28 protein-coding genes are annotated in these 24413 nt (G+C 71.3%); 19 read left to right on the forward strand and 9 right to left on the reverse strand.

Annotation, left to right across the window (positions count from 1 at the left end; genetic code table 11):
- Window positions 1–254: 254 nt before the first annotated feature.
- The 8 genes from hemL to ACF08F_RS34085 all read left to right on the forward strand — a co-directional run bounded on the left by hemL (window position 255) and on the right by ACF08F_RS34085 (window position 8799).
- Window positions 255–1562, forward strand: coding sequence for a glutamate-1-semialdehyde 2,1-aminomutase (gene hemL / locus ACF08F_RS34050; protein WP_392302395.1), 1308 nt, complete (start codon window positions 255–257; stop codon window positions 1560–1562).
- Window positions 1559–2254 (forward strand): histidine phosphatase family protein, encoded by a 696-nt coding sequence (locus ACF08F_RS34055; protein WP_392302396.1) that lies wholly within the window; start codon window positions 1559–1561, stop codon window positions 2252–2254. The genes hemL and ACF08F_RS34055 overlap by 4 nt, the downstream gene beginning before the upstream one ends.
- Before the next feature lie 352 nt (window positions 2255–2606).
- Window positions 2607–3866, forward strand: a complete 1260-nt coding sequence (locus ACF08F_RS34060) for a hypothetical protein (RefSeq protein ID WP_392302397.1) — start codon at window positions 2607–2609, stop codon at window positions 3864–3866.
- 106 nt (window positions 3867–3972) lie between these two features.
- A complete protein-coding gene (locus ACF08F_RS34065; RefSeq protein ID WP_392302398.1) occupies window positions 3973–4578 on the forward strand; it encodes a TlpA family protein disulfide reductase in 606 nt (201 codons plus the stop codon).
- Between the two features lie 4 nt (window positions 4579–4582).
- Window positions 4583–5320: a cytochrome c biogenesis CcdA family protein gene (locus ACF08F_RS34070; RefSeq protein WP_392302399.1), complete on the forward strand. Its 738-nt coding sequence runs from the start codon at window positions 4583–4585 to the stop codon at window positions 5318–5320.
- A gap of 5 nt (window positions 5321–5325) precedes the next feature.
- A complete protein-coding gene (locus ACF08F_RS34075; protein WP_392302400.1) occupies window positions 5326–7143 on the forward strand; it encodes a cytochrome c biogenesis protein ResB in 1818 nt (605 codons plus the stop codon).
- Window positions 7140–8219, forward strand: a complete 1080-nt coding sequence (gene ccsB, locus ACF08F_RS34080) for a c-type cytochrome biogenesis protein CcsB (protein ID WP_392302401.1) — start codon at window positions 7140–7142, stop codon at window positions 8217–8219. The genes ACF08F_RS34075 and ccsB overlap by 4 nt, the downstream gene beginning before the upstream one ends.
- A 49-nt stretch (window positions 8220–8268) precedes the next feature.
- Window positions 8269–8799 (forward strand): SRPBCC domain-containing protein, encoded by a 531-nt coding sequence (locus ACF08F_RS34085; RefSeq protein WP_392302402.1) that lies wholly within the window; start codon window positions 8269–8271, stop codon window positions 8797–8799.
- An 11-nt stretch (window positions 8800–8810) separates the two neighbouring features.
- Here ACF08F_RS34085 and ACF08F_RS34090 read toward each other — a convergent pair whose 3' ends face one another.
- The 5 genes from ACF08F_RS34090 to ACF08F_RS34110 form a co-directional block, all read right to left on the reverse strand.
- Window positions 8811–10358: a hypothetical protein gene (locus ACF08F_RS34090; protein WP_392302403.1), complete on the reverse strand. Its 1548-nt coding sequence runs from the start codon at window positions 10356–10358 to the stop codon at window positions 8811–8813.
- A 4-nt stretch (window positions 10359–10362) separates the two neighbouring features.
- Entirely contained in the window at window positions 10363–12423 is a 2061-nt protein-coding gene (locus ACF08F_RS34095) for a hypothetical protein (RefSeq protein ID WP_392302404.1), read from the reverse strand.
- 180 nt (window positions 12424–12603) lie between these two features.
- Window positions 12604–13062 carry a group II truncated hemoglobin gene (locus ACF08F_RS34100; protein ID WP_392302405.1) on the reverse strand — a complete coding sequence of 153 codons (459 nt, stop codon included), beginning with the start codon at window positions 13060–13062 and terminating at the stop codon, window positions 12604–12606.
- A gap of 129 nt (window positions 13063–13191) precedes the next feature.
- On the reverse strand, window positions 13192–13620 hold the full coding sequence (locus ACF08F_RS34105; protein WP_392302406.1) for an ester cyclase: 429 nt from the start codon (window positions 13618–13620) through the stop codon (window positions 13192–13194).
- 167 nt (window positions 13621–13787) lie between these two features.
- Entirely contained in the window at window positions 13788–14498 is a 711-nt protein-coding gene (locus ACF08F_RS34110) for a GntR family transcriptional regulator (RefSeq protein ID WP_392302407.1), read from the reverse strand.
- A gap of 161 nt (window positions 14499–14659) precedes the next feature.
- Here ACF08F_RS34110 and ACF08F_RS34115 point away from each other — a divergent pair, with 161 nt between their 5' ends.
- The 8 genes from ACF08F_RS34115 to ACF08F_RS34150 all read left to right on the forward strand — a co-directional run bounded on the left by ACF08F_RS34115 (window position 14660) and on the right by ACF08F_RS34150 (window position 18156).
- Complete coding sequence (locus tag ACF08F_RS34115; protein ID WP_392302408.1) at window positions 14660–14974, forward strand: hypothetical protein; 315 nt, start codon at window positions 14660–14662, stop codon at window positions 14972–14974.
- On the forward strand, window positions 14971–15318 hold the full coding sequence (locus ACF08F_RS34120; protein WP_392302409.1) for a hypothetical protein: 348 nt from the start codon (window positions 14971–14973) through the stop codon (window positions 15316–15318). Before ACF08F_RS34115 ends, ACF08F_RS34120 begins: the two co-directional genes overlap by 4 nt.
- Before the next feature lie 9 nt (window positions 15319–15327).
- Window positions 15328–15693: an iron chaperone gene (locus ACF08F_RS34125; protein WP_392302410.1), complete on the forward strand. Its 366-nt coding sequence runs from the start codon at window positions 15328–15330 to the stop codon at window positions 15691–15693.
- Between the two features lie 143 nt (window positions 15694–15836).
- Window positions 15837–16433, forward strand: coding sequence for a hypothetical protein (locus ACF08F_RS34130; protein WP_392302411.1), 597 nt, complete (start codon window positions 15837–15839; stop codon window positions 16431–16433).
- 2 nt (window positions 16434–16435) lie between these two features.
- On the forward strand, window positions 16436–16918 hold the full coding sequence (locus ACF08F_RS34135; protein WP_392302412.1) for a hypothetical protein: 483 nt from the start codon (window positions 16436–16438) through the stop codon (window positions 16916–16918).
- 12 nt (window positions 16919–16930) lie between these two features.
- Window positions 16931–17404: a hypothetical protein gene (locus ACF08F_RS34140; RefSeq protein WP_392302413.1), complete on the forward strand. Its 474-nt coding sequence runs from the start codon at window positions 16931–16933 to the stop codon at window positions 17402–17404.
- A gap of 95 nt (window positions 17405–17499) precedes the next feature.
- A complete protein-coding gene (locus ACF08F_RS34145) occupies window positions 17500–17850 on the forward strand; it encodes a DUF1330 domain-containing protein (protein ID WP_392302414.1) in 351 nt (116 codons plus the stop codon).
- 90 nt (window positions 17851–17940) lie between these two features.
- Window positions 17941–18156: a DUF6243 family protein gene (locus ACF08F_RS34150; RefSeq protein ID WP_392302415.1), complete on the forward strand. Its 216-nt coding sequence runs from the start codon at window positions 17941–17943 to the stop codon at window positions 18154–18156.
- A gap of 62 nt (window positions 18157–18218) precedes the next feature.
- Here ACF08F_RS34150 and ACF08F_RS34155 read toward each other — a convergent pair whose 3' ends face one another.
- On the reverse strand, window positions 18219–18833 hold the full coding sequence (locus tag ACF08F_RS34155; protein ID WP_392302416.1) for a flavodoxin family protein: 615 nt from the start codon (window positions 18831–18833) through the stop codon (window positions 18219–18221).
- A 183-nt stretch (window positions 18834–19016) separates the two neighbouring features.
- Here ACF08F_RS34155 and ACF08F_RS34160 point away from each other — a divergent pair, with 183 nt between their 5' ends.
- Window positions 19017–19952, forward strand: a complete 936-nt coding sequence (locus tag ACF08F_RS34160; RefSeq protein WP_392302417.1) for a DMT family transporter — start codon at window positions 19017–19019, stop codon at window positions 19950–19952.
- Here the strand turns inward: ACF08F_RS34160 and ACF08F_RS34165 are convergent.
- A complete protein-coding gene (locus ACF08F_RS34165) occupies window positions 19849–20739 on the reverse strand; it encodes a LysR family transcriptional regulator (RefSeq protein ID WP_392302418.1) in 891 nt (296 codons plus the stop codon). The two genes, ACF08F_RS34160 and ACF08F_RS34165, sit on opposite strands and share 104 nt — an antisense overlap.
- Window positions 20739–21104 (reverse strand): PLD nuclease N-terminal domain-containing protein, encoded by a 366-nt coding sequence (locus ACF08F_RS34170; protein ID WP_392302419.1) that lies wholly within the window; start codon window positions 21102–21104, stop codon window positions 20739–20741. The genes ACF08F_RS34165 and ACF08F_RS34170 overlap by 1 nt, the downstream gene beginning before the upstream one ends.
- A gap of 90 nt (window positions 21105–21194) precedes the next feature.
- Between ACF08F_RS34170 and ACF08F_RS34175 the strand changes: the two genes are divergently transcribed.
- Entirely contained in the window at window positions 21195–22646 is a 1452-nt protein-coding gene (locus ACF08F_RS34175) for a menaquinone biosynthesis decarboxylase (RefSeq protein ID WP_392302420.1), read from the forward strand.
- Window positions 22643–23545, forward strand: a complete 903-nt coding sequence (gene mqnP / locus ACF08F_RS34180) for a menaquinone biosynthesis prenyltransferase MqnP (RefSeq protein WP_392302421.1) — start codon at window positions 22643–22645, stop codon at window positions 23543–23545. Before ACF08F_RS34175 ends, mqnP begins: the two co-directional genes overlap by 4 nt.
- Window positions 23546–23599: 54 nt before the next feature.
- Here the strand turns inward: mqnP and ACF08F_RS34185 are convergent, their stop codons facing one another.
- Complete coding sequence (locus ACF08F_RS34185; protein WP_392302422.1) at window positions 23600–24355, reverse strand: TetR/AcrR family transcriptional regulator; 756 nt, start codon at window positions 24353–24355, stop codon at window positions 23600–23602.
- Window positions 24356–24413 lie beyond the last annotated feature (58 nt).

Consider the following 24413-nt stretch of genomic DNA (forward strand, 5'->3'; position numbering starts at 1 on the left):
GCTTTTTCTCGGCAACACGACCCCGCCGCGCAACCCGATCATCGTGTCAGTGACCTCCCCCGCGTTCGTACGGTGAAACACCTGTCCGCAAGAACGCCGTGGCCTCTGACACCATGGATTCCGTGAGCCATCCCTCTGACGCCCCAGTTTCGCAGACGCGGCCGATCGCCGCCCCGGCGTGATCTCAGGGTGCCCACACCGTTCCTCTGTACTCGAAGCCGTACTCGCAGCCGTACTCGCAGGTCAGGATCACAGTGCCGTATTCATACGAAGCCCCAGTCTCACAGACGCTTTTCGACCGCGCGTCCCTCGTGACGCCCGGCGGCGTGAACTCACCGGTGCGTGCCTTCCGAGCCGTGGGCGGTACGCCCCGGTTCATGGTCTCCGGTACCGGTCCGTACCTCACCGACGCGGACGGTCGTGAGTACGTCGACCTGGTCTGCTCGTGGGGGCCGATGATTCTCGGCCATGCGCACCCGGAGGTCACCGCCGCGGTGCAGGCCGCCGTGGCCCGCGGCACCTCGTTCGGCACGCCGGGCGAGGGCGAGGTCGCGCTCGCGGAGGAGATCGTCGCGCGCGTCGAGCCCGTCGAGCAGGTCCGGCTCGTCTCCTCCGGTACGGAGGCCACGATGTCCGCGATCCGGCTCGCCCGCGGCTTCACCGGGCGCGCCAAGGTCGTCAAGTTCGCCGGCTGCTACCACGGTCACGTGGACGCGCTGCTGGCCGCGGCCGGTTCCGGGGTCGCGACCCTGGGCCTCCCGGACACGCCCGGCGTGACCGGCGCGCAGGCCGGGGACACGATCGTGCTGCCGTACAACGACCTCGAAGCGGTGCGGGCGGCCTTCGCCGCGCACCCGGGCGAGATCGCCTGTGTGATCACCGAGGCGTCGCCGGGCAACATGGGCGTCGTGCCGCCGGCGGAGGGCTTCAACCAGGGCCTGGCGGACGTGTGCCGGGAGAACGGCGCGCTGTACATCTCCGACGAGGTGATGACCGGTTTCCGTACGTCGAAGGCCGGCTGGTACGGCGTGGACGGCGTCAAGGCCGACCTGCTGACCTTCGGCAAGGTCATGGGCGGCGGCTTCCCGGCCGCCGCGTTCGGTGGCCGCGCCGACGTCATGGGGCACCTGGCCCCGGCCGGCCCGGTCTACCAGGCGGGCACGCTCTCCGGTAACCCGATCGCCACCGCCGCCGGGCTCGCGCAGCTGCGGCTGCTCGACGACGCCGCGTACGCGAAGGTCGACGCGGTGTCGAAGGAGATCCAGGGGCTCGTCACCGGCGCCCTGGCGAAGGAGGGCGTCGCGCACCGGCTGCAGACCGCCTCCAACATGTTCTCGGTCTTCTTCACGGCCGACGAGGTGCGGAACTACGACGAGGCGAAGCAGCAGGAGGCCTTCCGCTTCAACGCCTTCTTCCACTCGATGCTGGCCGACGGCGTCTACCTGCCGCCGTCCGCCTTCGAGTCCTGGTTCGTCTCGGCCTCGCACGACGAGCGGGCGATCGAGCGGATCGCCGCCGCGCTGCCGGCCGCCGCCCGTGCCGCCGCGGAGGCGACCGCATGAGCGAGAACGGCACCAAGGACGAGGACATCACCGTCGTCCACCTGATGCGGCACGGCGAGGTCCACAACCCGGACGGCGTCCTCTACGGCCGCCGCGCCGGCTACCACCTCTCCGAGCTCGGCCGGCAGATGGCGGACCGGGTCGCCGAGCACCTGGCCGGGCGGGACGTCACGTACGTCGTGGCCTCCCCGCTGGAGCGGGCGCAGGAGACGGCGATGCCGGTCGCCAAGGCGCACGGTCTGGACCTGGCGAGCGACGGGCGGCTCATCGAGGCGGCGAACGTCTTCGAGGGCAAGACCTTCGGCGTCGGGGACGGGGCCCTGCGCAAGCCGGGGAACTGGAAGCACCTGACCAACCCGTTCCAGCCGTCCTGGGGCGAGCCGTACGTCGAGCAGGTCGTCCGCATGATGGGCGCGCTGGACGCGGCGAAGGACGCGGCGCGCGGGCACGAGGCGGTCTGCGTCAGCCACCAGCTGCCGATCTGGATCGTCCGGAGCTTCGTGGAGAAGCGGCGGCTGTGGCACGACCCGCGGCGGCGGCAGTGCACGCTGGCCTCGCTGACCTCGTTCACGTACCGCGGCGACAAGATCGTCTCGGTCGGGTACAGCGAGCCGGCCCGGGACCTCGTCCCGGCGCACCTGTTGGCCGGGGCGAAGCCGGTCAAGGGGAAGTCGAAGGCCTTCGGGGCGTAGTCCCGCAGGCGGATGGCCCGGACCTCACGGGTCCGTGGCCGGGCCTCACGGGTCCGTGGCCGGGCCTCACGGGTCCATGTCCGGGCCTCGTGGGGTCCGCGGCCGGGCCTCGTGGGGTCCGTCGTCGGGCGTCGTCCCGCTGTCCCCCTGGACAGCGGGGGCGAAGAGGTCCATCGTCAGGGCGGTCGGGTGGTGTACATGCCATCCGGTCGCCCTGTGCTATTTCTGATCTACGCCTGAAATTTATGTGCGATTTTCCGGAACCTCCGTGTTCCGCCCGGCATCTCACTCATTGTCGGTTTGGATGACGTTGAGTTCATACGTCTCATACGTCAGCGCGAATGGGGATGTCATGCGCGGGAACATCGGGATCAGTCGAAGGGGGCTCCTCGGGGCGGGCGTCGGCGCGGCCGCGGCCGTCGGGATCGCCGGCTGTGGAGGCAACAACCAGGACAAGCCTGGACGTTCCGGACCCGCCAAGGGCGGTGACGCGTCGGGGCAGCCGAGCACCCCCACCCCCACCAAGGACGACGCCAAGCTCATCGGCGACGGTTCCACCGCCGACACCGGCAAGCAGCCGCACCAGCCCGACACCCCCGTGCCGCTCGAACCCGGCCAGACCCCGCCGCAGTTCGTGATCTTCTCCTGGGACGGCGCCGGCGAGGTCGGCAACGGCCTCTTCCCCCGCTTCCTCGAACTCGCCAAGAACCACGACGCGGCGATGACCTTCTTCCTCTCCGGGATCTACCTCCTCCCCGAGTCGAAGAAGAACCTCTACCGTCCGCCGAACAACCGCGTCGGCGCCTCCGACATCGGCTACCTCACCGACGATCACATCAAGGACACGCTGAAGTACGTCCGGCAGGCCTGGCTGGAGGGCCACGAGATCGGCACCCACTTCAACGGGCACTTCTGCGGCGGCTCCGGCTCCGTCGGCAACTGGACCCCGGCCCAGTGGCAGAGCGAGATCGACCAGGCGACGAAGTTCGTCACCGAGTGGAAGACGAACAGCGGCTGGACCGACCTCGACCCGCTGCCCTTCGACTACTCCAAGGAACTCGTCGGCGGCCGTACGCCCTGCCTCCTCGGCCAGGACAACCTGCTGCCCACCGCCAAGCGCCTCAACTGGCGCTACGACGCCAGCTCGCCCGGCGGCCGGCAGATGTGGCCCACCAAGCGCCAGGGCGTCTGGGACCTCCCGCTCCAGGCCGTGCCCTTCCCCGGGCACTCCTTCGAGGTCCTCTCGATGGACTACAACATGCTAGCCAACCAGTCGAAGAACACGACGAAGGGCATGCCGTCCCGCTACCCGGGCTGGCGCAAGCAGGCCACCGACGCCCTCCTGGGCGGCTTCCAGCGCGCGTACGGATCGAACCGCGCCCCCTTCTTCATCGGCAACCACTTCGAGCAGTGGAACGGCGGCATCTACATGGACGCCGTCGAGGACGCGCTCAAGGGCATGGCCGGGAAGAAGGACGTCCGGCTCGTCTCCTTCCGGCAGTTCGTGGACTGGCTCGACGTCCAGGACCCCAAGATCCTGGCCAAACTCCGTACGCTGGAGGTCGGACAGAAGCCCGCCGGCGGCTGGAACACCTTCCTCAGGCCCGCCTGACCGGCCCCGGTCGTCAACCGACCGCTTAGGCGATCTTGACAAGGGGCTTTACGGGCACGTAGGGGGGTGCCCAAGATCCCCCAAACGCCCATGCGAAACTTTTCACATGAGCCTTAGCCGTGCCCCACGACGCACCCTGCTCGCCGTCGGAGTGCTGTCCGCCGCCCTCATGCTCTCGGCGTGCAGCGGCGACAGCAACGGCAAGTCCGGCGGCGGTGGCAACACCAACTTCGTGACCAGCGGCGGCGGTATCTCCACAGCCGCCAAGGGCCAGCGGGCGACCCCCGGGGAGCTCGCGGGCGAAACCCTCGAAGGCAAGCAGCTCGACGTCGCCGACCTCAAGGGCCAGGTCGTCGTCCTCAACGCCTGGGGCTCCTGGTGCGCACCCTGCCGCGCCGAGGCCCCCCACTTCGCGAAGGTCGCCAAGGACCTCAAGGGCAAGGGCGTCGAGTTCGTCGGACTCAACACCCGCGACCCCAACAAGCAGCCCGCCCTCGCCTTCGAGGAGGACTACGGGGTGCCCTACCCCAGCCTCTACGACCCGCAGGGCGAGCTGATCCTCTTCGGCTTCCCCAAGGGCACCCTCAGCCTCCAGGGCATCCCCTCCACCGTCGTCCTCGACAAGGAGGGCAAGATCGCCGCCCGGGCCCTGATGGCGCTCGACGAGACGAAGCTCCGGTCGATGATCGAGCCTCTCCTCAAGGAGAAGTGAGCCGGTGAACGAGACGGTCACCAGCGGAGCCCTGCTGCTCGCCGTGCCCATCGCGGTCCTCGGCGGTCTGGTCTCCTTCTTCTCGCCGTGCGTGCTCCCGCTCGTCCCCGGCTACCTGTCGTACGTGACCGGGGTCACCGGCACCGACCTCGCCGAGAATCGCCGCGGCCGGATGACCGCCGGAGCCCTCCTCTTCGTCCTCGGCTTCAGCGCCGTGTTCGTCTCCGGCGGGGCCCTCTTCGGCTACTTCGGGACCTACCTCCAGAAGTACAGCGACACGCTCAACCTGGTCCTCGGCGCGCTCATGATCCTCATGGGCGTGTTCTTCCTCGGCCTGATGCCCTGGCTCACCCAGCGAGAGTTCCGCTTCCACAAGAAGCCCGTCGCCGGCCTGGTCGGCGCGCCGATCCTCGGCGCGCTCTTCGGCATCGGCTGGGCCCCGTGCATCGGCCCGACGCTCGCCTCCGTCAACGCCCTCGCCCTGGAGCAGGCCAGCGCGGGCCGCGGCGCGATACTCGCCTTCGCGTACTGCCTCGGCCTGGGCGTACCGTTCGTCCTCGCCGCCGTCGCCTTCCGCAAGGCCCTCGGCGCGTTCGGATGGGTCAAGAAGCACTACGCGTGGGTGATGCGGATCGGCGGCGGCATGATGATCGTCACCGGCCTCCTGCTCCTCACGGGCGTGTGGGACAACATGGTCGCCACGATGCAGAGCTGGTCCAGCGGTTTCACGGTGGGGATCTGAGTTCCATGAGCAAGACCGAAACGACGGAGACCGGAGCGGCGGAGACCGGGCACACCGGCGACGAAGCGGCCGCCGCCCAGCTCTCCACCGCCCCCGCCGAGGAGCGCGGCGACACCGCCATCGGCGGACCCGTCCTCGGAGTGGTCGGCTGGATCCGCTGGTTCTGGCGGCAGCTGACCTCCATGCGGGTCGCGCTGATCCTCCTCTTCATGCTCTCCCTCGGCGCCGTCCCCGGCTCCCTCATCCCGCAGACCAGCGCGGACGAGCTGAAGGTGCAGACCTTCAAGGAAGCCCACGAGACCCTCACGCCGATCTACGAGAAGCTCCAGTTCTTCGACGTCTACAGCTCGGTGTGGTTCTCCGCGATCTACATCCTGCTGTTCGTCTCGCTCATCGGCTGCATCGTGCCGCGCACCTGGCAGTTCGTCGGCCAGCTCCGCAGCCGCCCGCCGGGCGCCCCCCGGCGACTCGACCGGCTCCCCGCGTACACCACCTGGCGCACCGCGGCCGAGCCCGAGCAGGTCCGGGAGGCCGCGCTCACCCTCCTCAAGGGCCGCCGTTTCCGCGCCCATCCGGCGGGCGACGCCGTCGCCGCCGAGAAGGGCTACCTCCGCGAGGCCGGGAACCTGGCCTTCCACGTCGCTCTGATCGTCATGCTCGTCGCCTTCGCCTGGGGCCAGCTCTTCAAGTCCGAGGGCGGCAAGCTGATCGTCGAGGGCGACGGCTTCTCCAACACGCTCACCCAGTACGACGACTTCAAGTCCGGCTCCCAGTTCGGCCTCGACGAGCTGGAGCCCTTCGGCTTCAAGCTCGACTCCTTCCACGGCACGTACGAGATGAGCGGCCCGCAGCGCGGCACCCCCCGCACCTTCGAGGCGAACGTCACCTACCGGCAGGGCGGCACCGACAAGAAGAAGGCCGTCATCCGGGTCAACGAGCCGCTGAAGGTGGGCGACTCCAAGGTCTATCTGATCGCCCACGGCTACGCGCCCGTCGTCACCGTCAAGGACGGCCGCGGCAAGACCGTCTACCACGGCGCCGTGCCGCTGCTGCCCATCGACAACAACATCACCTCCACCGGCGCCATCAAGGTGATGGACGGCTACCGCGACAAGAACGGCAAGAAGGAGCAGCTGGGCTTCCAGGCCTTCTTCGTGCCGACCTTCGCCGGCGCCGGCCAGGGCACGATGTTCTCCCAGTTCCCGGCGCTCGTCTCGCCGGCCATGGCGCTCACCGCCTACCACGGCAGCCTGGGCGTGGACTCCGGTCTGCCGCAGAACGTGTACCAGCTCGACAAGACCAAGCTGGTGCAGTTCATGGACGCGTCCGGCAACAAGCTCGCGCAGCGGCTCGTGCCCGGCCAGACCATGACCCTGCCGAACGGCGCCGGCTCGATCACCTTCGAGAAGGACATCAAGGAGTGGGCGAGCTTCCAGATCTCGCAGCAGCCCGGCAACGGCCTCGCCCTCGCGGGCGCGATCGCCGCGATCGCCGGTCTGACCGGTTCGCTCTTCATCCAGCGGCGCCGGGTCTGGGTCCGGGCCGTGCGCGGTGAGGACGGCGTGACCGTCGTCGAGATGGCGGGCCTGGGCCGGAGCGAGTCCGCCAGGCTCCCCGAGGAGCTGGGCGACCTCGCGGTCGCGCTCACGGCGGACGCGCCGCCGGCGCCCGAAGCCGGTCCGGAAGCCGTGACCGGCGCCGATCCGGAAGCCGAGACCGAAGCCGATCCGGAAGACGTGACCGAAGCCGATCCGGAAGACGTACCGGAACCCGCGGAAGAACCCGCAGAAGACCCTGCCCCTTCTGGAGAGGCCGACAAGTGATCCTCGCCGCCACGACCAACGAGAGCCTGGCGCAAACCAGCGACCTGCTCATCTACTCCTCGATGGCCGTCTACACCCTGGCCTTCTTCGCCCACATCGCCGAGTGGGTGTTCGGCAGCCGCAGCAAGGTCGGCCGCACCGCCGCCGCCCTCACGCAGCGGACCGCCGCCCCGGCCGTGACCGTCCAGGTCAAGCAGGCCGGCGGCACCGCCGTGCTCGACAAGCCGCAGGTCGTCACCCGCGCCGCGGCCGGCGCCCGGGACGTGCCGGACGGCCCCGGCGCGGCCGGCGGCACGGTCAAGGGCGACCTGTACGGCCGGATCGCCGTCTCGCTGACCGCCCTCGCCTTCCTGGTCGAGGCCTCCGGCGTGATCACCCGCGCGCTCTCCGTGCAGCGGGCCCCGTGGGGCAACATGTACGAGTTCTCCACCACCTTCTCCACGGTGGCGGTCGGCGCGTACCTCGGCTTCCTCGTCGCCAAGAAGAACGTCCGCTGGATCGGTCTGCCCCTGGTGACGACCGTCCTGCTCGACCTGGGCATGGCCACCACCTGGCTGAAGACCCCCAGCGACCAGCTGGTCCCGGCGCTCGACTCGTACTGGCTGTGGATCCACGTCTCCACCGCGATCTTCTGCGGCGCGGTCTTCTACCTCGGCGCCGTCGGCACCCTGCTCTACCTCTTCCGCGACTCGTACGAGAACAAGCTCGCGACCGGCGGGAACCCCGGCGCGTTCGCCCGCTCGGTCATGGAGCGGCTGCCCTCCGCGGCCTCGCTCGACAAGTTCTCGTACCGGGTCAACGCGGCGGTCTTCCCGCTCTGGACCTTCACGATCATCGCGGGCGCGATCTGGGCCGGCGACGCGTGGGGCCGCTACTGGGGCTGGGACGCCAAGGAGGTCTGGTCCTTCATCACCTGGGTCGGTTACGCCGCGTACCTGCACGCGCGCGCCACGGCCGGCTGGAAGGGGCGGAAGGCCGCGTACATCGCGCTCATCGCCTTCGGCTGCTTCCTCTTCAACTACTACGGCGTCAACATCTTCGTCACCAGCAAGCACTCCTACGCGGGCGTGGAGTAACGGCGGCAGTGGAGTAGCGGGTGGGGGACCCCGGGGCCACGCTTGAGGTATGAGCGAGATACCCCGGGGCAGGTGCGAGACCCACGACGGCGACACGCATCTGCTGCGGTACGTCATGGAGCTCCCGCATCCGCCCGCCGAGGTCTGGGAGGCCGTCGCCACCGCCGGAGGCCTCCCGGGCTGGCTGTGCGCGGCGGACCCGCTGGAGCCCCGGCTCGGCGGCCGGGTCACGCTCCGCTGGCTGAACAGCGAGACCGAGGTCTCGGGCTGGGTGACGGCCTGGGATCCCGAATACGTCGCCGAGTACACGGTCGATCCGCCGCACGGCCGGATCCGGTTCCATCTGGAGCCGGGCCCCGGCGGCGGCGGGTCGACCGTGCTGCGTTTCACCAACGAGTTCCGGGGGACGCGGGAGTACCGGCTCGACTGCCTCGCGGGCTGGCACGACCACTTCGAACGGCTCTCCGCCGCGCTGGAGGGCCGCCGGACGGACTGGGCCGCGTGGTCGCCCGAGCGCTGGCGGCACCTGCGGTCGCTCTACGAGCGGGACGAGGCGCCCTGGCCGAAGTGGGTGCCGTGAGGAGCCCGCCGTCAGCCCCGTTTCGGCGGGAGGCAGGACGTGCTCGGGGGGTTCTTCTCCGGCCAGGCGATCTGGACGAAGCGCTGTGAGCCGTCCGGGGCCAGCTCCACGATCGGGACCGCCTTGTTGTACGGGTTGCCGTAGTTGTCGAGGCAGATCCAGCCGCTCGCGCCCTGCACCCGCAGCGAGCCCTTCACCTGCGGCCACTGCGTGACCACGTCCGCGAGCTCCGGGTACCGGGCCTCGCGCGGGGTGGCCTGGCGGATCGCGTGGACCGCCGTCGCCATCGCGTCGTACGCGACGATCGCCTGCCCGTCCGCGAGCGCCACCGGCTTCTTCGAGGCGCGGGCGATGTCCGTCTCGAAGGTCGAGTACGCCACCACCGAACCGCCCGTCGCCGGGACGGGCCGCCCCTTCGCCGGCTTCCACGCGTCCGGGTGGGCGAGCGAGGCGTAGCGGACGGTCAGCTTCGTCCGGAGCGCGTTCCGGTCGAGCTTCTTGTCGGCGCCCAGGTACGAGCCCTCGTCGCCGGTCAGGATCGTGAAGGCGCGCTCGGTGCAGCCGCGCGAGCCCAGCGCGTTGATGAACTGGCGGAGCTGGGTGTGCCGGCCCGCGAAGAAGACCGTCTCGGCGCGGGTGTCGCAGATCAGGTGGGTGATCTGGCGGAAGGTGTTGGCGGTGGTGCCCTCGTCGGTCGGGTCGGGCGGCGAGGTGAAGAGCTGCGGCTCGTAGGGCGCGCCCTTGAGGGAGGCGGCGAAGGCGGACTTGAGGGTGTCCGTGTAGTGGTCGCCGCTGCGGGTGTCCTGGACGAGGATCGCCTTGGCGGCGTCGACGCGGCCGAAGTAGGCGAGGGCCTTGGCCTCGTCGCTGTTGGTGGGGGAGACGCGGGCGAGGCCGGGGTAGCGGTTGTTCCCGGCGCCGGGGCCGTTGGCGATGTCGTCGGCGGTGATGGTGGTGCCGACGACGGCGATCCCGGCCCCGGTGAGCGCGGTCACCGCCTCCCGCATCTCGGTCGAGGAGGTGGCGACACCGGAGACGACCCGCAACCGGTCCGGGGCGCCGGTCATGGACATGAGCTGCCGGGTGGTGGCCTGCCAGTAGGTGTTTCCCCGGCCGGTGTTGGCGAGGACGAGTCGGATCTTCGGGGTCTGGCTGTTGGACTCGTGGTTGGCGCGGTACTGGTAGGCGTAGGCGCCCTGCAGCTCGTGGAGGACCTTGGTCCGCATGCCTCCGTCGGGGGAGGTCAGGGGCAGGAGCACGGCGACGGTGGCGTACTCGCCGGGCTTGAGGCCGGCGTTCTCGGCGCCTATGGCCCCGGCTATCTCGGCGAGTTCGGGGATGCCGAAGTCATGGCCGTCGCCGTTGACGCCGACGCACTCGGAGCTGGTCTCGGTGCGTTCGACGCCGGCCGCGCAGGAACGGTCCTCCGGGGTGGTGAGCCGGTTGATCCCGTACGTGCCGAGACCGATGACGACGGCGGCCGTGGCGAGCGTGGCGACGAGCTTCTGGCGGGGCGTGCGGACGCGGCGGCGCAGCCGGTCGGTCAGACGGTCGGGCATGGCGTCAGACTCCGTCCTCGCGGCCCGGCGGCAGCGAGAGCTCCCGCCAGGCGCGGATGTCGCGCGGCCAGTGGGTGGCCGCGTCCCAGAGTGAACCGCTGCCCGTCAGATGGCGGCCGGAGAGCCTGCGCAGCTCGTGCGCGAGCCGGTCGGCGACCTCGTCGTCGGGCAGTGCGAGCGGATCGGTGAGCAGCCATACGGCGTGCAGCAGCCGCCGTAGGGACAGGTGGAGTTCGGTGCTGTCGGCGTCGAGGCCGGCGGGCAGGTCGCCGGACGGGGCCTGGCCCAGGGCGACGGCCCGCCGCGGGTCGGGACCCGGCCGGTTCCGCTCGCGCGGGTACGGGGCGGCGGCGACGAACTTCAGCCGCCCGAGCCAGCCGAGGACGTCCTGCTCGGGGAAGGTGGTCCGCAGGTGGGTCACGGCCTCCTCGGTGCGGCCGAGCGCGAGGTCGTGGTGGAGCCGGTACGGGCCGGGCTCGGGCCCGTAGTGCCGGTGCAGGGTCTCGTGGACCGCGCGCCAGGCCGCGTACCGCGGGTCGTCGGCGTCCTCGAAGCGCAGCCGGTGCAGGAGCAGGGCGCGCAGGAGGGGGTCGGCGACGAAGTGGCGTGGGCCCTCCGGCCAGTCCTCGGCTCGGAGCTGGTCGCGGACCCGCAGGGCCACGTCCCCGTCCAGGGACTCGCCCTGGAGCCGGGCGTGGGCGAGCATCCGCGCGGACTCCTCGTCGTGGGTGGCGGCGAGCACCGCGTACGGGCCGGGGCGCCGCACCGGGAGCAGCTCGGCGAGGAGGGCGGGGGCGACGGGCACGGGCGGGGCGTCCTCGCGCAGCTCCACCGTCAGGTCGAGGAGCCCGCCCGGGGTGAGTCCGGCCTTCAGCTCCGCGGGCGCCTCGCCGGCGGCCCGGCCGAGGAGGGCCACGCCGAGCGGCCGGCCGCCGGTCAGCCGGTGCACGGCGCGGGCCAGTTCGGCGGGCGTGCGGCCGGCCGGGTCCTGGCGGTCGAAGGCGGTGCGGGTCTGGGCGGGGGAGAGCGGGGTGAGCTCGACGGCGAGGATGCCGGAGCCGACGCTCGTCCCGCGCGGGCAGGGCGCGCGGTGCGCGGTCTCCGGCAGCCGGGTCCGGGTGGCCTGCCGCAGCCCCTCGTGCTCGCGGACCCGGGAGGCGGCGAGGACGACGACGCGGTCGCGGCGGCCGCCGGCGCGGGCGCGCAGAATCGGTTCGACGAGCTGCCGGCCGAGCTCCTCGTGGGCGTTGTCGAGAAGGAGCAGGGGCCTGCCGACGCGGGTGCCGCGCCGGAGGCCCGTATACGCGTGGAGCAGGTCCTCGGTGAGGGCGCCGACGAGGAAGTCCTCGGCCTCGCGGCGGCGCCGGCCGCCCTGCTCGAAGTCGATCGCGAGCTGGCGGAGGCCGGCCTTGCCCCGGCCTCCGGCGTTGCGATAGGTGCCGTACCAGTTCTCGGAGGAGCGCTGGAAGCGGCTGAAGACCTCCTCCAGGACGGTCTCCACGGTCGCCTCGACGAGCACCCCGGCCATCGGGGCGGTGGCCTCGGCGAAGTTGGCGGCCAGCTTGGAGAGGACCTTGGCGACCCAGGCCCCGGCGGCGCCCTTCGACGCGTCGACGGTCGCGAGCAGCGGCCCGAGCTGGAGGAGGTCGTTCCGGGCGCGCTCGTCGTCCTCCTGGGACCAGCCGAGCGAGGCGACGGCGACCAGCCCGAGCGAGAGCCTCGGGAACTGCACCGGCTTCGCGGCGAGCACCTTCGGCGACAGCTGTACGGCGAGCTCGGTGAGCGCCCCGGTGACCTCGCTCCAGCCGGGGCCGTGGTCGGCGGGCGGCTCGACGTGCGCGCAGTCGAGCAGCGCCAGCGGCGTGTAGCCCTTGTACCGGTTGCGGACCTCCTTGAGCAGGGCGGTCTTCCCCATGCCGCGCCCGCCCGTGAACACCGTGACCGGCGGATCGTCGCCGTGCTCGTACGCGACCCGCGCGGCACCGTGCCGGGTGAGTCCGCTGAGCCGTGCGACGAGACCGCTGTCGTGCAGGACCGCCTCGCGGCCGTAGAGCTCCCTGTCCACCCGCCACCCCCCTGCTTCCCCCTGCTACCCCACGAGATGTGCCCCGTCACATCTCAAGTCCAGGATATCGACAGGGTGTTGGGAACACGCCAGCCTTTGCGAGGTTGCCGTGGGGGTCGCGCCGGTGTCCTTGAGGGGGTTGTGCCCGGTGGAGTGCGGGTCCTCACCGGGGCGGACGCATCAGGCGAGGCCGTCCCAGCCCCAGCGCGGGGTGGGGCCGGGGTCGCCGAGATCCGTGCCCGGCGCCGAGGCGGAGACGTCCTTCGCGATCCGCGTGCCCCAGTCGAAGTACTCCACGACCCGGCGGCGCAGCAGGGCGTCTTCCGGCAGCTCCTTCTCCACCGCCGCCGTCATCAACTCCATCCAGCGCAGCCGCTGTTCCTCGGTGATGCCGAGCCCGAGATGGGCGCGGAGCAGCGCCTGGTGCCCGCCGTGCTCGGCGGTGAAGCCGGCCGGCCCCGAGAAGACCTCGGCCAGCCACACGGCCACGTGCTCCACGTGAGTGGGGGTGAAGTCGGCGAAGACGGGTGCGAGGAGGGGGTCGGCGAGGACGCCCTCGTAGAACGTCGCGGAGAGCCGCCGCAGCGCGTCGGCGCCGCCGACGGCCTCGTACAGCGTGTGCGTGTGCTCGGCGCTCATGCGGGCCTCCGGTGTCCGGGACGGGTGCCCCAGTCTTCCCCCAACAGGCCCTGTGTCCAAGGATGTTCGCTCTCGGCGGGGCGGGTCACGGCCGGAGGTCCGCGGTCGCCGCGCGGCGCAGAGCCGGGGTCAGTGCTCGGTGGCCCTCCGGTGAAGCTGGGCGGTGATCCCCTGCCGGTCGATCTGGATCCAGTACTCCACGATGAGGCCGTTCTCGACGCGGTAGACCGCGCTGGTCATCGCCGTGACCGGTGCGCCGGTCGGCTGGTGGTGGTCGACCGGTCCGATGTGCCGCCCGTGCTGGGTCCAGCGGGCGTAGACCCGGTCCCCCTCGGCGATGAGTTCGTCCACGGTCAGCGTGAAGGAGCCATACGCGTCGAGCATCTCCTGCACGTGCTCGGTGTACTCCTTCGGTGTCCGCTCCACGACCGCCGGCGCCTCAGAGACGACCTGATGGGCCCGTACCCGGTCGGCCATGAAGTCACCGGCCCGCTCGGGATGCCGCCCCGAGCGCACCTGTAGAAGGAACTGGTGGACGATGTCCTTGGCGTTGCTCATGGCCAAAGTGTGACATCTCCCGGATCGGTGCAGGTGAGGGGGCGAGTTTCCGGCGCCGAACCGCTCGAAGCCGCATGGGCCTTGGATGCCACCACGTGCCACCGATCCGCTTGCGAACTCGCCGCGGGCGAGAGCGACAGCGGCCGATCGCATCGGCGTTCCAGAGCCTAGGACTCCTCCCCGATGTCCTCGTGCCAGAGGGCGGGGTGCGCGGCGATGAAGTCCCGCATGAGGGCCGTGCACGCGGGATCGTCGAGCACGAGCACCTCGACGCCGTGCTGGGCGAGCCAGTCGTGCCCGCCGTGGAAGGTCTCGGCCTCGCCGACGACGACCCGCGAGATCCCGAACTGCCGGACGAGACCGGAGCAGTACCAGCAGGGCGACAGGGTGGTGACCATCGTCGTCCCCCGGTACGAGCGCTGCCGCCCGGCGGCCCGGAAGGCGGCGGTCTCGGCGTGCAGGGAGGGGTCCCCGTCCTGCACCCGCCGATTGTGCCCCCGCCCGAGGAGCATCCCGTCGGCCCCGTAGAGCGCGGCCCCGATGGGGATGCCCCCTTCGGCGAGCCCGGCACGGGCTTCGTCGAGGGCGGTGCCGAGCCAACGCTGCGCCTGTTCGCGTTCCACGGTCGCCGGGGCGCTCACTCCGGCGGCGGGTGCGACGAAGGAGCCCTTGCCGGGCACGGTGTAGATCAGTTCGTGCCTGCGGAGTTCCTGCATGGCCCGGCGGGCGGTCAGCACTGCGATGCCGTACTCCTCGGCGAGGCGGGCCGGCGTGGGGACCATGCGGTCGGGGGCGTACTCCCCGGTGGCGATCCGCGCCGCGATTACGTCGGCCAGCTGCACGTACAGCGGACGTCCCGACTTCGGGTCAAGGCTCATAGGTCAACGCTAGATAGTCACACAGTGACACGTTCGGATGGACCTAGCTACACAGTAATGCGGCACTGTGTAGCTAGCTCTATGGTGAATGAACGTGAAACCCCGGCGACCGCTGGAACGGCCCCGGGGCATGGCCACCAACTACCAACGGAGTTGATGACGTGCGGAACCCTATCGCGCGCCTACTGGGCAGGGCGCTGATCCCCGTACTGCTCGGGCTGCTCATGCTCACCCTCCCGCCCACCGGCCGGCACCGGCCCCGCCCCGCGGCGCCGGCGCGGGCGCCCCGGCATCGGGCGCCCGCCCGGCGGTCTCCCTACGCCCAGGAGCAGACGCAGCTCCTCGACGGCTCCCGGTCGCCGCTGGAGCGGCCCTATCTGCGGGTGGAGCAGCGCAGGCGGCGGCGGGCGTTGTGGCTGGCGACGGTCGGGGTGGACGTCGACCAGCGCAACATCCACGCGGGGAGTGTCCGATGAGTCGCTGCGGGGCGAGGCGGTCCGTGTGCGACGTCGCCGAGGTGGTGCGGCCGGTGTGGGGCGGCTCGCTCTGCGTGCTCGCCGTGGGGCACGACGGTCCGCACCGTGACCGCGCGGGCGACGGCTGGTGGGTGACGCCGGAGATCGCCGACGCGGTGACCGTGTCCCTGCTGGCCCGTGCCCTCGCGGCCCCGCCCGAGCCGGAGTTCCGGTCGCCGCGCTGCATCGTCGGCCGTCACGACCGCTGCCGGGATCATGAGCCCCGCGACAGCGGCGTACAGGGGGTCCGGTACCTCGTGTGCGGATGCCTCTGCCATCCGGCGGCGCTCGACCGGCTGGAATAGGCTCGCCGCATGGTGCAGAGCAGTGCGGTGGACGTCGACGCGTACCTGGCCGAGGTGCCTGAGGGGCGCAGGGACGCGCTGACCGCGTTGCGGCGGTTGTGCCGGGCCGAGCTCAAGGGGTTCGACGAGGTCATGGCGTACGGCATGCCCACGTACATGCGGGCGGGCGCCGCCGAGATCGCCTTCGCGAGCCAGAAGCAGTACATCTCCTTCTACCTCATGCGGAGCGACGTCCGGGAGGCGTTCGAGGAGCGGCTGGCCGGCCGGGACATGGGCAAGGGCTGCCTGCGGTTCCGTAAGCCGGAGGACGTCGATCTCGGTCTGGTGCGGGACCTGCTGAGGGCTGTCGCGGTTGCGCCGGGCGCGATCTGCTGACCGGAGGGCCTTCGGGGTCGGGGGAGTGAGCCGGCGCCCGGGGGCGGTCAGGGGGCGCGTGGCGGGCGGGTCGGCGGTGCGGAGCCCTTGGCGGGGCCGGGTGAGCACCTGCAGGTGTGACGGAGCGCTATCGTCCGGTGACTATGAGGATGGACGACCTGGCCCTGACGGCCGCTTCGGCGGCCGTCCTCCTGTTAGCGGTCCCCGTGCCCGCCCACGCGACTCCGGCCGCGGCCCCGCACCGGTGCGAGGGCGGCGAGGCCGACTCGCGTGGGCGGTCGTCCGTGGACGGCCGTGAGATCGCGTGGGACGACGAGTCGAAGTTCGACGACGCACGCAAGCACGCGATCAAGGTCTGGACGGCTGGCACGCTCAAGCAGGTGACGATCGAGCCCGACGGCGCGACCTCGTACGCCGACCTGGAGTGGCGGGACGCCAACAGCGTCACCGGCCAGTGGACCGATGTCTACGGCAAGTGGGCCGCGCGGCACGGGACGGATCACCTGATGCTCAACCGGGCCTACCTGGACGACGGGAAGCGGTACGGCACGGCCGACCACCGCAGGCGGGTCGCCGCCCACGAGCTCGGGCACGCGCTCGGCTTCTGCCACAAGGCGTACGGGTACGGGACGCACCACTCGGTGATGTGGGCGGACTACGGCCTCATCGAGGGCAAGCGGATCAACGGGCCGACCTCGCACGACATCACGGCGTATCACGCACTCTGGGGACGAGCATGAGCATGAACAGGAAGAGGACGGCTCTTCTGGCAGGCGCGGTGGCTGCCGGGGTACTGGTCGCGGGGGGCTGGTTCGGGTACCGGTACCTGGAGGAGCCGCTCGGTTCCGGAGAGGTCCTGCGGGGCTACGACGCCACCAGCCCGGCGGCCACCGCGCCGCACACCGAGAACGTGTTCGCCGGGCGCGTGGCGGCTTTCGAGGAGCAGCGCGAGATCGAGGGGTGGACGCAGGACGTCTACCGGGTCGAGGTCGCCTCCGTGCTGCGGGGGACCGTGCGCGGGACGGTCCGGGTGACGTACGGCCTGGATGAGGGCACCGCCGCCCGGCTGGAGGAAGGCAGCACGTATCTCTTCGCCACCCACGCCTGGGCGGACACCGTGAAGGACGGTCACGCGCAGCTGTACCAGGGCGAGATGAAGCCCTTGGACGAGCGGCAGCTGGCCGTGTGGAAGGAAGCGGTCGCGCTGCCGATGGCGCCTCGGTAGGCAGGGGCGGCCGTGAAGAGGAAGGCGGTGGGGCTCGCCGCGGGCGCGGTGGCCGCCGGGGCGTTGGTGGTGGGCGGTTGGTTCGGCTACCAGCAGCTGGAGGCGCAGGTCGCGGCGGGGGAGGTGCTGCGGGGGTACGACGCCCACACACCGGCGGGTACGGCGCCGCACTCCGAGAACGTCTTCACCGGACGCGTGAGGGCGTTCGAGGAGCGGCGGGACATCGACGACTGGACGACGGACATCTACCGGGTCGACGTGGTGTCGGTGCTGCGAGGGAACGTGCGGGGCACGGTGCTCGTCCCCTTCGCCTCGGACAAGGAGCCTGCCCAGCGGCTGGTGGACGGCGAGACGTACGTGTTCGCGACCCAGGCGAAGGACGCCGACGGCTACTGGCTGAGGTACCAGGGCGAGATGAAGCCCGTGGACGATGCGCAGCTGGCCGTGTGGAGGGAGGCGGCGGCGCTGCCGATGGCACCTGAGTAGCCGGCCATTACCTGGGACGTCATCGACCTCCGGTCAGGGCCGGTGCCACGATCGGTCCCGTACCCAGCCCGGCCGACCGGAAGGACACCGGCACCATGACCGCCTACGCCATCGCGAAGCTGAACACCGAGGCCCCGCACGCCGACGTCGTCGAGTACATCGAGCGCATCCCCGCCACCTTCGAGCCGTTCGGCGGCCGCTTCCTCGTGCACGGGACGGCGCACGAGGTGAAGGAGGGCGACTGGGCCGGGGCGGTCGTGATGATCGGGTTCCCCGGGATCGCCGAGGCGCGGGCCTGGTGGGACTCGCCGGCGTACCAGGAGATCGCGCCGCTGCGGTACCGGCACATGCCCGCCGACATCATCCTGGTCGAGGGCGTCCCCGCCGGCTACGACCCGGCCGTCACCGCGAAGGCCCTGCGGGAGTCGCTGCCCGCCGCCGAGTAGCCCCGGGGCCGCATCGGGAGGGCGGGCCACCGTGGACCGGAGTCGAACGGTTGGCGTGCGGGGTCGGCGGAAGCGGGTAACGTCGTACGCATGCCCGACAGCAAGAACATCAACAACCCCGTGGGCCAGGGCGGCGGCCAGCGTAAGCGGCAGTCCCGCGCCGAGCGTCAGAACAACGGGCCGCACCGCAATCTCGACCGGCGGAGTGCGGCGGACAAGAAGGCTGAGCTGGTGCGCAAGATGCGTGAGAAGACCGGTGCGGCCGAGGGTGCCGGGCAGGCGGGCGACGGAGCCGCTGACAGCTGACGCAGCGCCGTCCCAGGGCCCGGGCCGCTGCGTGCGGTCCGGGTCCTGTTGCGTGACGGCCCTCAGTGGAAGCGGGCGAGCGGGGGCTCGTTCCTGAAGAAGGTCTTGGCGCGGAGCATCGCCTGTTCGTCGGCGCGGACCCGGCCGGGGCGGGAGGCGGTTCCGGTCAGGACCCCGCCGAAGCGCATCCCCAGGTAGGCCGCCGAATGGTTCAGCGCGGTCACCAGGCCGTCCGCGACCGCGTGGTCGTCGTCCGACATGACCGTCACCCCCCACAGCGTCCCGCCCGCCATCCGCTCCTTGAAGTCCGAGGCGGGGACGTTCAGCCAGCCCGACCAGTAGTCGAGGTAACGCTTGGTCTGCGCGGAGAGGGTGTACCAGTACAGGGGCGAGGCTATGACGATGTCGGTGGCCTCCACCGTCGCCCGGCGCAGCAGTTCCTCGGTCTCTCCGGCCGACCACTCCGCGGTCTCGTGCCGGCCGTCCTGGAAGTCGGGCAGCGGCAGGTCGTTCAGGTCCAGCCAGCGCTGCGGGACGGAGGAGGGCAGTTGCGCGGCGGCGGCGCGGGCGAGGACCTCGGTGTTGCCGTCGGAGCGCGAGCTGCCGAGGACGAAGAGGAACGAGCGGTCCCGGAGGTCCGGGCCGTCCGAGTCGCCGCGTGCCGTGTCGAGGGTCATGTCTGCTCCGGTGGTGTGGGTGCCTCGGTGCCATGGGGGCGTGGTGCCCGGTCCTCGTGGCCAACTTTCCTTGCTCCGGGGGTATTCCGGGCGCCCCCCCATCGGCCCCGCCGATCGGTCCCATCGGGAGGACGGTCCACTGGCTCGTGGACCGCGTTCGGCGGCGCTCGTAGCGTCGTCGCCATGAGAAACGAGACCAGGGGAACCGTCGAACTCACCCTCGCCATGGTGCTCTCCGGCACGCTCGGCGTCTTCGTCGTCGAGTCCGGGGCGTCGCCCTTCGAGGTGGTGTTCTTCCGGTGCCTCTTCGGGGCCGCCGCGCTCGGGGCGTACAGCCTGGCCCGGGGGTTCTTCACCGGGCACGGGTTCACCGCGAGGAAGCTGGGGCTCGCCGCTCTCGGTGGCGCGTTCATCGTCTTCAACTGGGTGTTCCTCTTCGAGGCGTACGAGGCCACCTCGATCTCCCTCGCCACCGTCGTCTACCACACGCAGCCCTTCTTCCTCGTGCTGCTCGGGGCGGTCTTCGCGAAGGAGCGGATCCCGGGCGGGAAGCTGGGGTGGCTCGCCGTCGCCTTCGTCGGGCTCGTGCTCGTGTCCGGGGTGCGGCCCGGCGACACCGCGTCCCTGAAGGGGCTCGGCTTCGCGCTCGCCGCCGCCGTCCTCTACGCCCTCTCGGTCTTCGTCACCAAGCGGATCACCGGCATCCGGCCGCACCTCGTCGCGCTCGTCCAGGTCCTCGTCGGACTGCCCCTGCTGCTGCCCTTCGTCGACCTGTCCGCCACGGCGGGCCTCGGTGCCGGCTGGGCGTGGCTGGTCGGGCTGGGGCTGATCCACACCGGGCTGATGTACGTGCTCATGTACGCCGCCTACGCCAAGCTGCCGACCGCCAAGATCGCCGTCCTCGCCTTCACCTACCCCGCCGTCGCCATGGGCGTCGACTGGGCGGTGTACGGGCACCACATCGGGCTCGTCCAGGCGCTCGGCGTCCCGCTCATCGTGCTCGCCAGCCTCAGGGTCACGCTGGCAGGCTCTGCTCGGACACCAGCCGCCGCGCCTGCTCCACGAACAGCCGGACGTGCGCCGGAAGCCGCTTCCCCCGTCGCCACGCGAGCTGCGTGAAGAGGGTGAACGGGGCCTCCCAGTCCAGGGCGACGAGGGCGCCCGACGCCAGCTCCTCCGCGACCGTCACGCGGGGGAGCAGCGCCACGCCCAGGCCCGAGGTCACGCCCCGCTTCGTCGCCTCGATCGTGCCGAACTCCATGAACGGCGGCGCCCACTCCCGCAGCTCCGCCTCGAACAGGTCGCGGTACGGGCAGCCCGGCTCGGTGCCCACGAGGTGCGCCGCCGCCAGGTCCGCGTTCGTCAGCCCCGTACGCCCCGACAGGGGGTGGCCCGGGCCGGCCACCAGGACCAGCGGCTCGGGCGCGAGGACCTCGGTCTCCAGGCCCTCGTGCTCCGTGTCCGGCTCCATCAGGAAGCCCACGTCGTACGTGCCCTGGCGCAGCGCCTGCCGGGTCGCGTCGCCGAGCGTCGGGCGCAGGGTCAGGCGCACCTTCGGGTAGCGGTGGTGGAAGTACTCCAGGAGCGGCGGCAGCCGGTAGGAGGTGAGCGACTCCATCGTGCCGACGGCGATCGTCCCCTCGGGGTCCCCCGCGCTCGCGACGGCCGCCCGGGCCTCCTCGGCCAGCTCGGTCATCCGGCGGGCGTAGGGGAGGAGGCGTTCGCCGGCCTCGGTGAGGCGGATCCGGGAGCCCAGCCGCTCGAAGAGGTCGACGCCCAGCGAGGTCTCCAGGGAGCGGATCTGCCCCGTGACGCTGGACTGGGCGTAGCCGAGGTCGGCGGCGGCTCGGGTGAAGGAGAGGACGTCGGCGACCTTCTCGAAGGTGACGAGGAGCCTCAGCTCCATCACTTGTCGGTGTCCTCGCCGCTCTCGCGCTTCTTCAGCTCTTCCTCGCGGCGGCGGAGGTCCGCCTCCCAGTCCTTGAGGGCGGCCTCGTCGTCCGGGCCGTCCTGCTGCTTCAGGGACTTCAGGAACTCGGGGTTGTCGTCGGGGGCCACCCAGCCGCCCGACCGGCCCCGCGCCGGGGCCGCGCGCCGCGCCTTGCCCGCGAAGAACCAGACGATCGGCCCGACGATCCAGAACAGCAGGATGATGATGACCCAGACCACCTTCGGCAGGTGCTTGGTCTCTTCCTCCGGGGTGTTCAGGCAGTCGATGAAGGCGTAGATCGTCAGCGCCAGCGGCAGGATGTACAACAGCGCCCTGAGCATGTGGGACAGCCCCCTGGAAGCGGTGGCGGAGGCGCGTTTCGGCGGCCCCGGTGACAGGTCCAGGGTAGCCGGTGACCGATACTGGCCCTTATGGCTTACGACGATCTCCGCTCGCTGCTCAGGGCTCTGGAGCGTGAAGGCGACCTCAAGCGCATCAAGGCCGAAGTCGACCCGTACCTGGAGGTCGGGGAGATCGTCGACCGGGTGAACAAGGCAGGAGGCCCGGCGCTTCTCTTCGAGAACGTCAAGGGCTCCTCGATGCCGCTCGCGATGAACGTCTTCGGGACCGACCGCCGGCTGCTCAAGGCGCTCGGCCTGAAGTCGTACGCCGAGATCAGCGAGAAGATCGGCGGGCTGCTCAAGCCCGAGCTTCCGCACGGTTTCGTCGGCGTCCGCGAGGCCTTCGGCAAGCTCGGCTCGATGGTCCACGTGCCGCCGAAGAAGGTGAAGGACGCTCCTGTCCAGGAGGTCGTGCTCACCGGCGACGACGTCGACCTCGACCTGCTGCCCGCGCTCTTCACCTGGCCCAAGGACGGCGGCTCCTTCTTCAACCTCGGGCTCACGCACACCAAGCACCCCGAGACCGGTGTGCGGAACCTCGGGCTCTACCGGCTCCAGCGCCACGACAAGCGCACCATCGGCATGCACTGGCAGATCCACAAGGACAGCCGCAACCACTACGCCGTCGCCGCCGCGAAGGGCGAGCGGCTGCCCGTCGCGATCGCCTTCGGCTGCCCGCCCGCCGTCACGTACGCCTCGACGGCTCCGCTGCCGGGCGACATCGACGAGTACCTCTTCGCCGGCTTCGTGCAGGGCAAGCGGATCGAGATGGTCGACTGCAAGACCGTCCCGCTCCAGGTCCCGGCCAACGCCGAGGTCGTCGTCGAGGGCTGGCTGGAGCCGGGCGAGATGCTGCCCGAGGGTCCCTTCGGCGACCACACCGGCTTCTACACCCCGCAGGAACCGTTCCCCGCGCTGAAGATCGACTGCATCACCATGCGGAAGCGTCCGCTGCTCCAGTCGATCGTCGTCGGCCGGCCGCCGACCGAGGACGGGCCGCTCGGCCGGGCCACGGAGCGGTTCTTCCTGCCCCTGCTCAAGATCATCGTGCCGGACATCGTCGACTACCACCTGCCGGAGTCGGGCGGCTTCCACAACTGCGCGATCGTCTCGATCGACAAGAAGTACCCGAAGCACGCGCAGAAGGTCATGCACGCCATCTGGGGCGCGCACATGATGTCGCTGACCAAGCTGATCGTCGTCGTCGACAAGGACTGCGATGTCCACGATCTTCACGAAGTGTCCTGGCGAGCGCTCGGGAACACCGACTACGCGCGGGACCTGACCGTCGTCGAAGGGCCCGTCGACCACCTCGACCACGCCTCCTACCAGCAGTTCTGGGGCGGCAAGGCCGGTATCGACGCGACGAAGAAGCTGCCCGAGGAGGGCTACACCCGGGACGGCGGCTGGCCGGACATGGTGGAGTCGGACCCGGCGACGGCGGCCCTGGTGGACCGCCGCTGGAAGGAGTACGGGCTGTGACCACGGCCGCCGTACCGGGCGCTGATCCGGGGCGTACGAAGGCGTTCCTGCGTCTCGTGATGATCGAGCACTCGGTCTTCGCGCTGCCCTTCGCGTACACCGCCTCGCTCACCGCGATGTACCAGATGGACAGGAACATCCACTGGTGGACGCTCTTCCTCGTCACCGTCTGCATGGTGGGCCTGCGGACCTTCGCCATGGCCTGCAACCGGATCATCGACCGCGAGATCGACGCCCGCAATCCGCGCACCGCGGGGCGCGAGCTGGTGACCGGCGCCGTGTCCGTGCGGTCCGCGTGGACCGGGGCCGGGATCGCCGTCGTCGTCTTCCTCGGCGCCGCGGCCCTGCTCAACCCGCTCTGTCTGGCGCTCGCGCCGCTCGCCGTCATCCCGATGGTCGTCTACCCGTACGGCAAGCGGTTCACGAACTTCCCGCACGCCATCCTCGGGCTCGCCCAGGCCATAGGGCCGATCGGCGCCTGGCTCGCGGTCACCGGCGAGTGGTCCTGGGACGCCGTCGTCCTCGGTCTCGCGGTCGGCGTCTGGATCGGCGGCTTCGACCTGATCTTCGCCTGCCAGGACGTCCAGGCGGACCGGGCCGGCGGAGTGATGTCGGTGCCGGCGCGGTTCGGCATCCCGGCCGCCCTGTGGGGCGCCCGCGCCTCGGCGGTCGTGACGACCGGGCTCCTGGTCTGGTACGCCCTGGCCACCGACGCCGGCCTGTTCTTCTGGGTCGGCCTCGTGATCGTGGCGGCGGCCTTCTGCTACGAGCACTCGATCGTGAAGCCGCACGACCTGTCCCGGCTGAACCGGGCGTTCTTCACGGTGAACGGTTTCATCGGCATGGCGCTGTTCGTCTGCGCCCTGCTCGACCTGCTGGTGCGCGGGCTCACGCCGTAGGACGCACCCGCGGGACCTACCCCGGCCGGGACTCACCCCGGGCCGGGGAGACACTCACCCCGGCCCGGGGGCGAGGCGGTCCAGGAGGGCGTCCAGGCCCGCGGCCAGGCCCTCCGGGCCGCCGCGCCGGGCGAGCGTCGGGGCGGCGGCCCGCAGGCCGGGCAGCTCGCGCGCCGGCATGCGGTGCAGGCCGAGGCGGAACGCCGGATCGGGCTCGTCGGGATTGTCGACCATCGCCCGCAGGTCTCCGAGGACGTAGCCGAGGACCCAGTCCGTGACGGCCCGGAAGGCCGTGACCGTGCCCTCCTCGTCGAGGCCCGCCCGCGCCAGGAGCGCCAGGATCCGCTCGTGGTCCCTCAGGACGGCGAGCGGGCGGCGGGCGAGCGGGACCGCCAGCATGCGGGTGGCCAGGAGCGGGGCCACATGGGGGTGGGCGAGGGCGACCCGGTAGGTCGCGGCCGCGATCCGATGGAGCTCGTCCCGCCATTCGGGTGCCTCGTCGGAGGCGGCCAGCTGTTCCTCCAGCTCCGTGTAGAGCGCCTCCACCAGACCGTCGAGCAGCGCGTCCTTCCCCGCCGCGTACCGGTACAGCGCCATGGCCTCGACCCCGAGCTCCGCGCCGGTCCGGCGCATGCTCAGCGCGGAGAGACCCTCGCGGTCGACGAGCTGCAGGGCGGTGGCGAGCACGCGCTCGCGGTTCAGCCGGCCGTAGCGCCCGTGGTCGCCGGCCCGGCGGCCCGGCGTGCGGCGCCCGGCCGGGGCGCCTCCCGCCGACGGGCCTTCCGTCGAGGGGTCCTTCTCGATCGCCATGTGTCCGCCTGCCCGCCTGCCTGCGCTCTCGCCTTGACCGTGGGACATCCCGGGATAA

The organism is Streptomyces sp. NPDC015130, assembly GCF_043080005.1.
Lineage (GTDB): Bacteria > Actinomycetota > Actinomycetes > Streptomycetales > Streptomycetaceae > Streptomyces.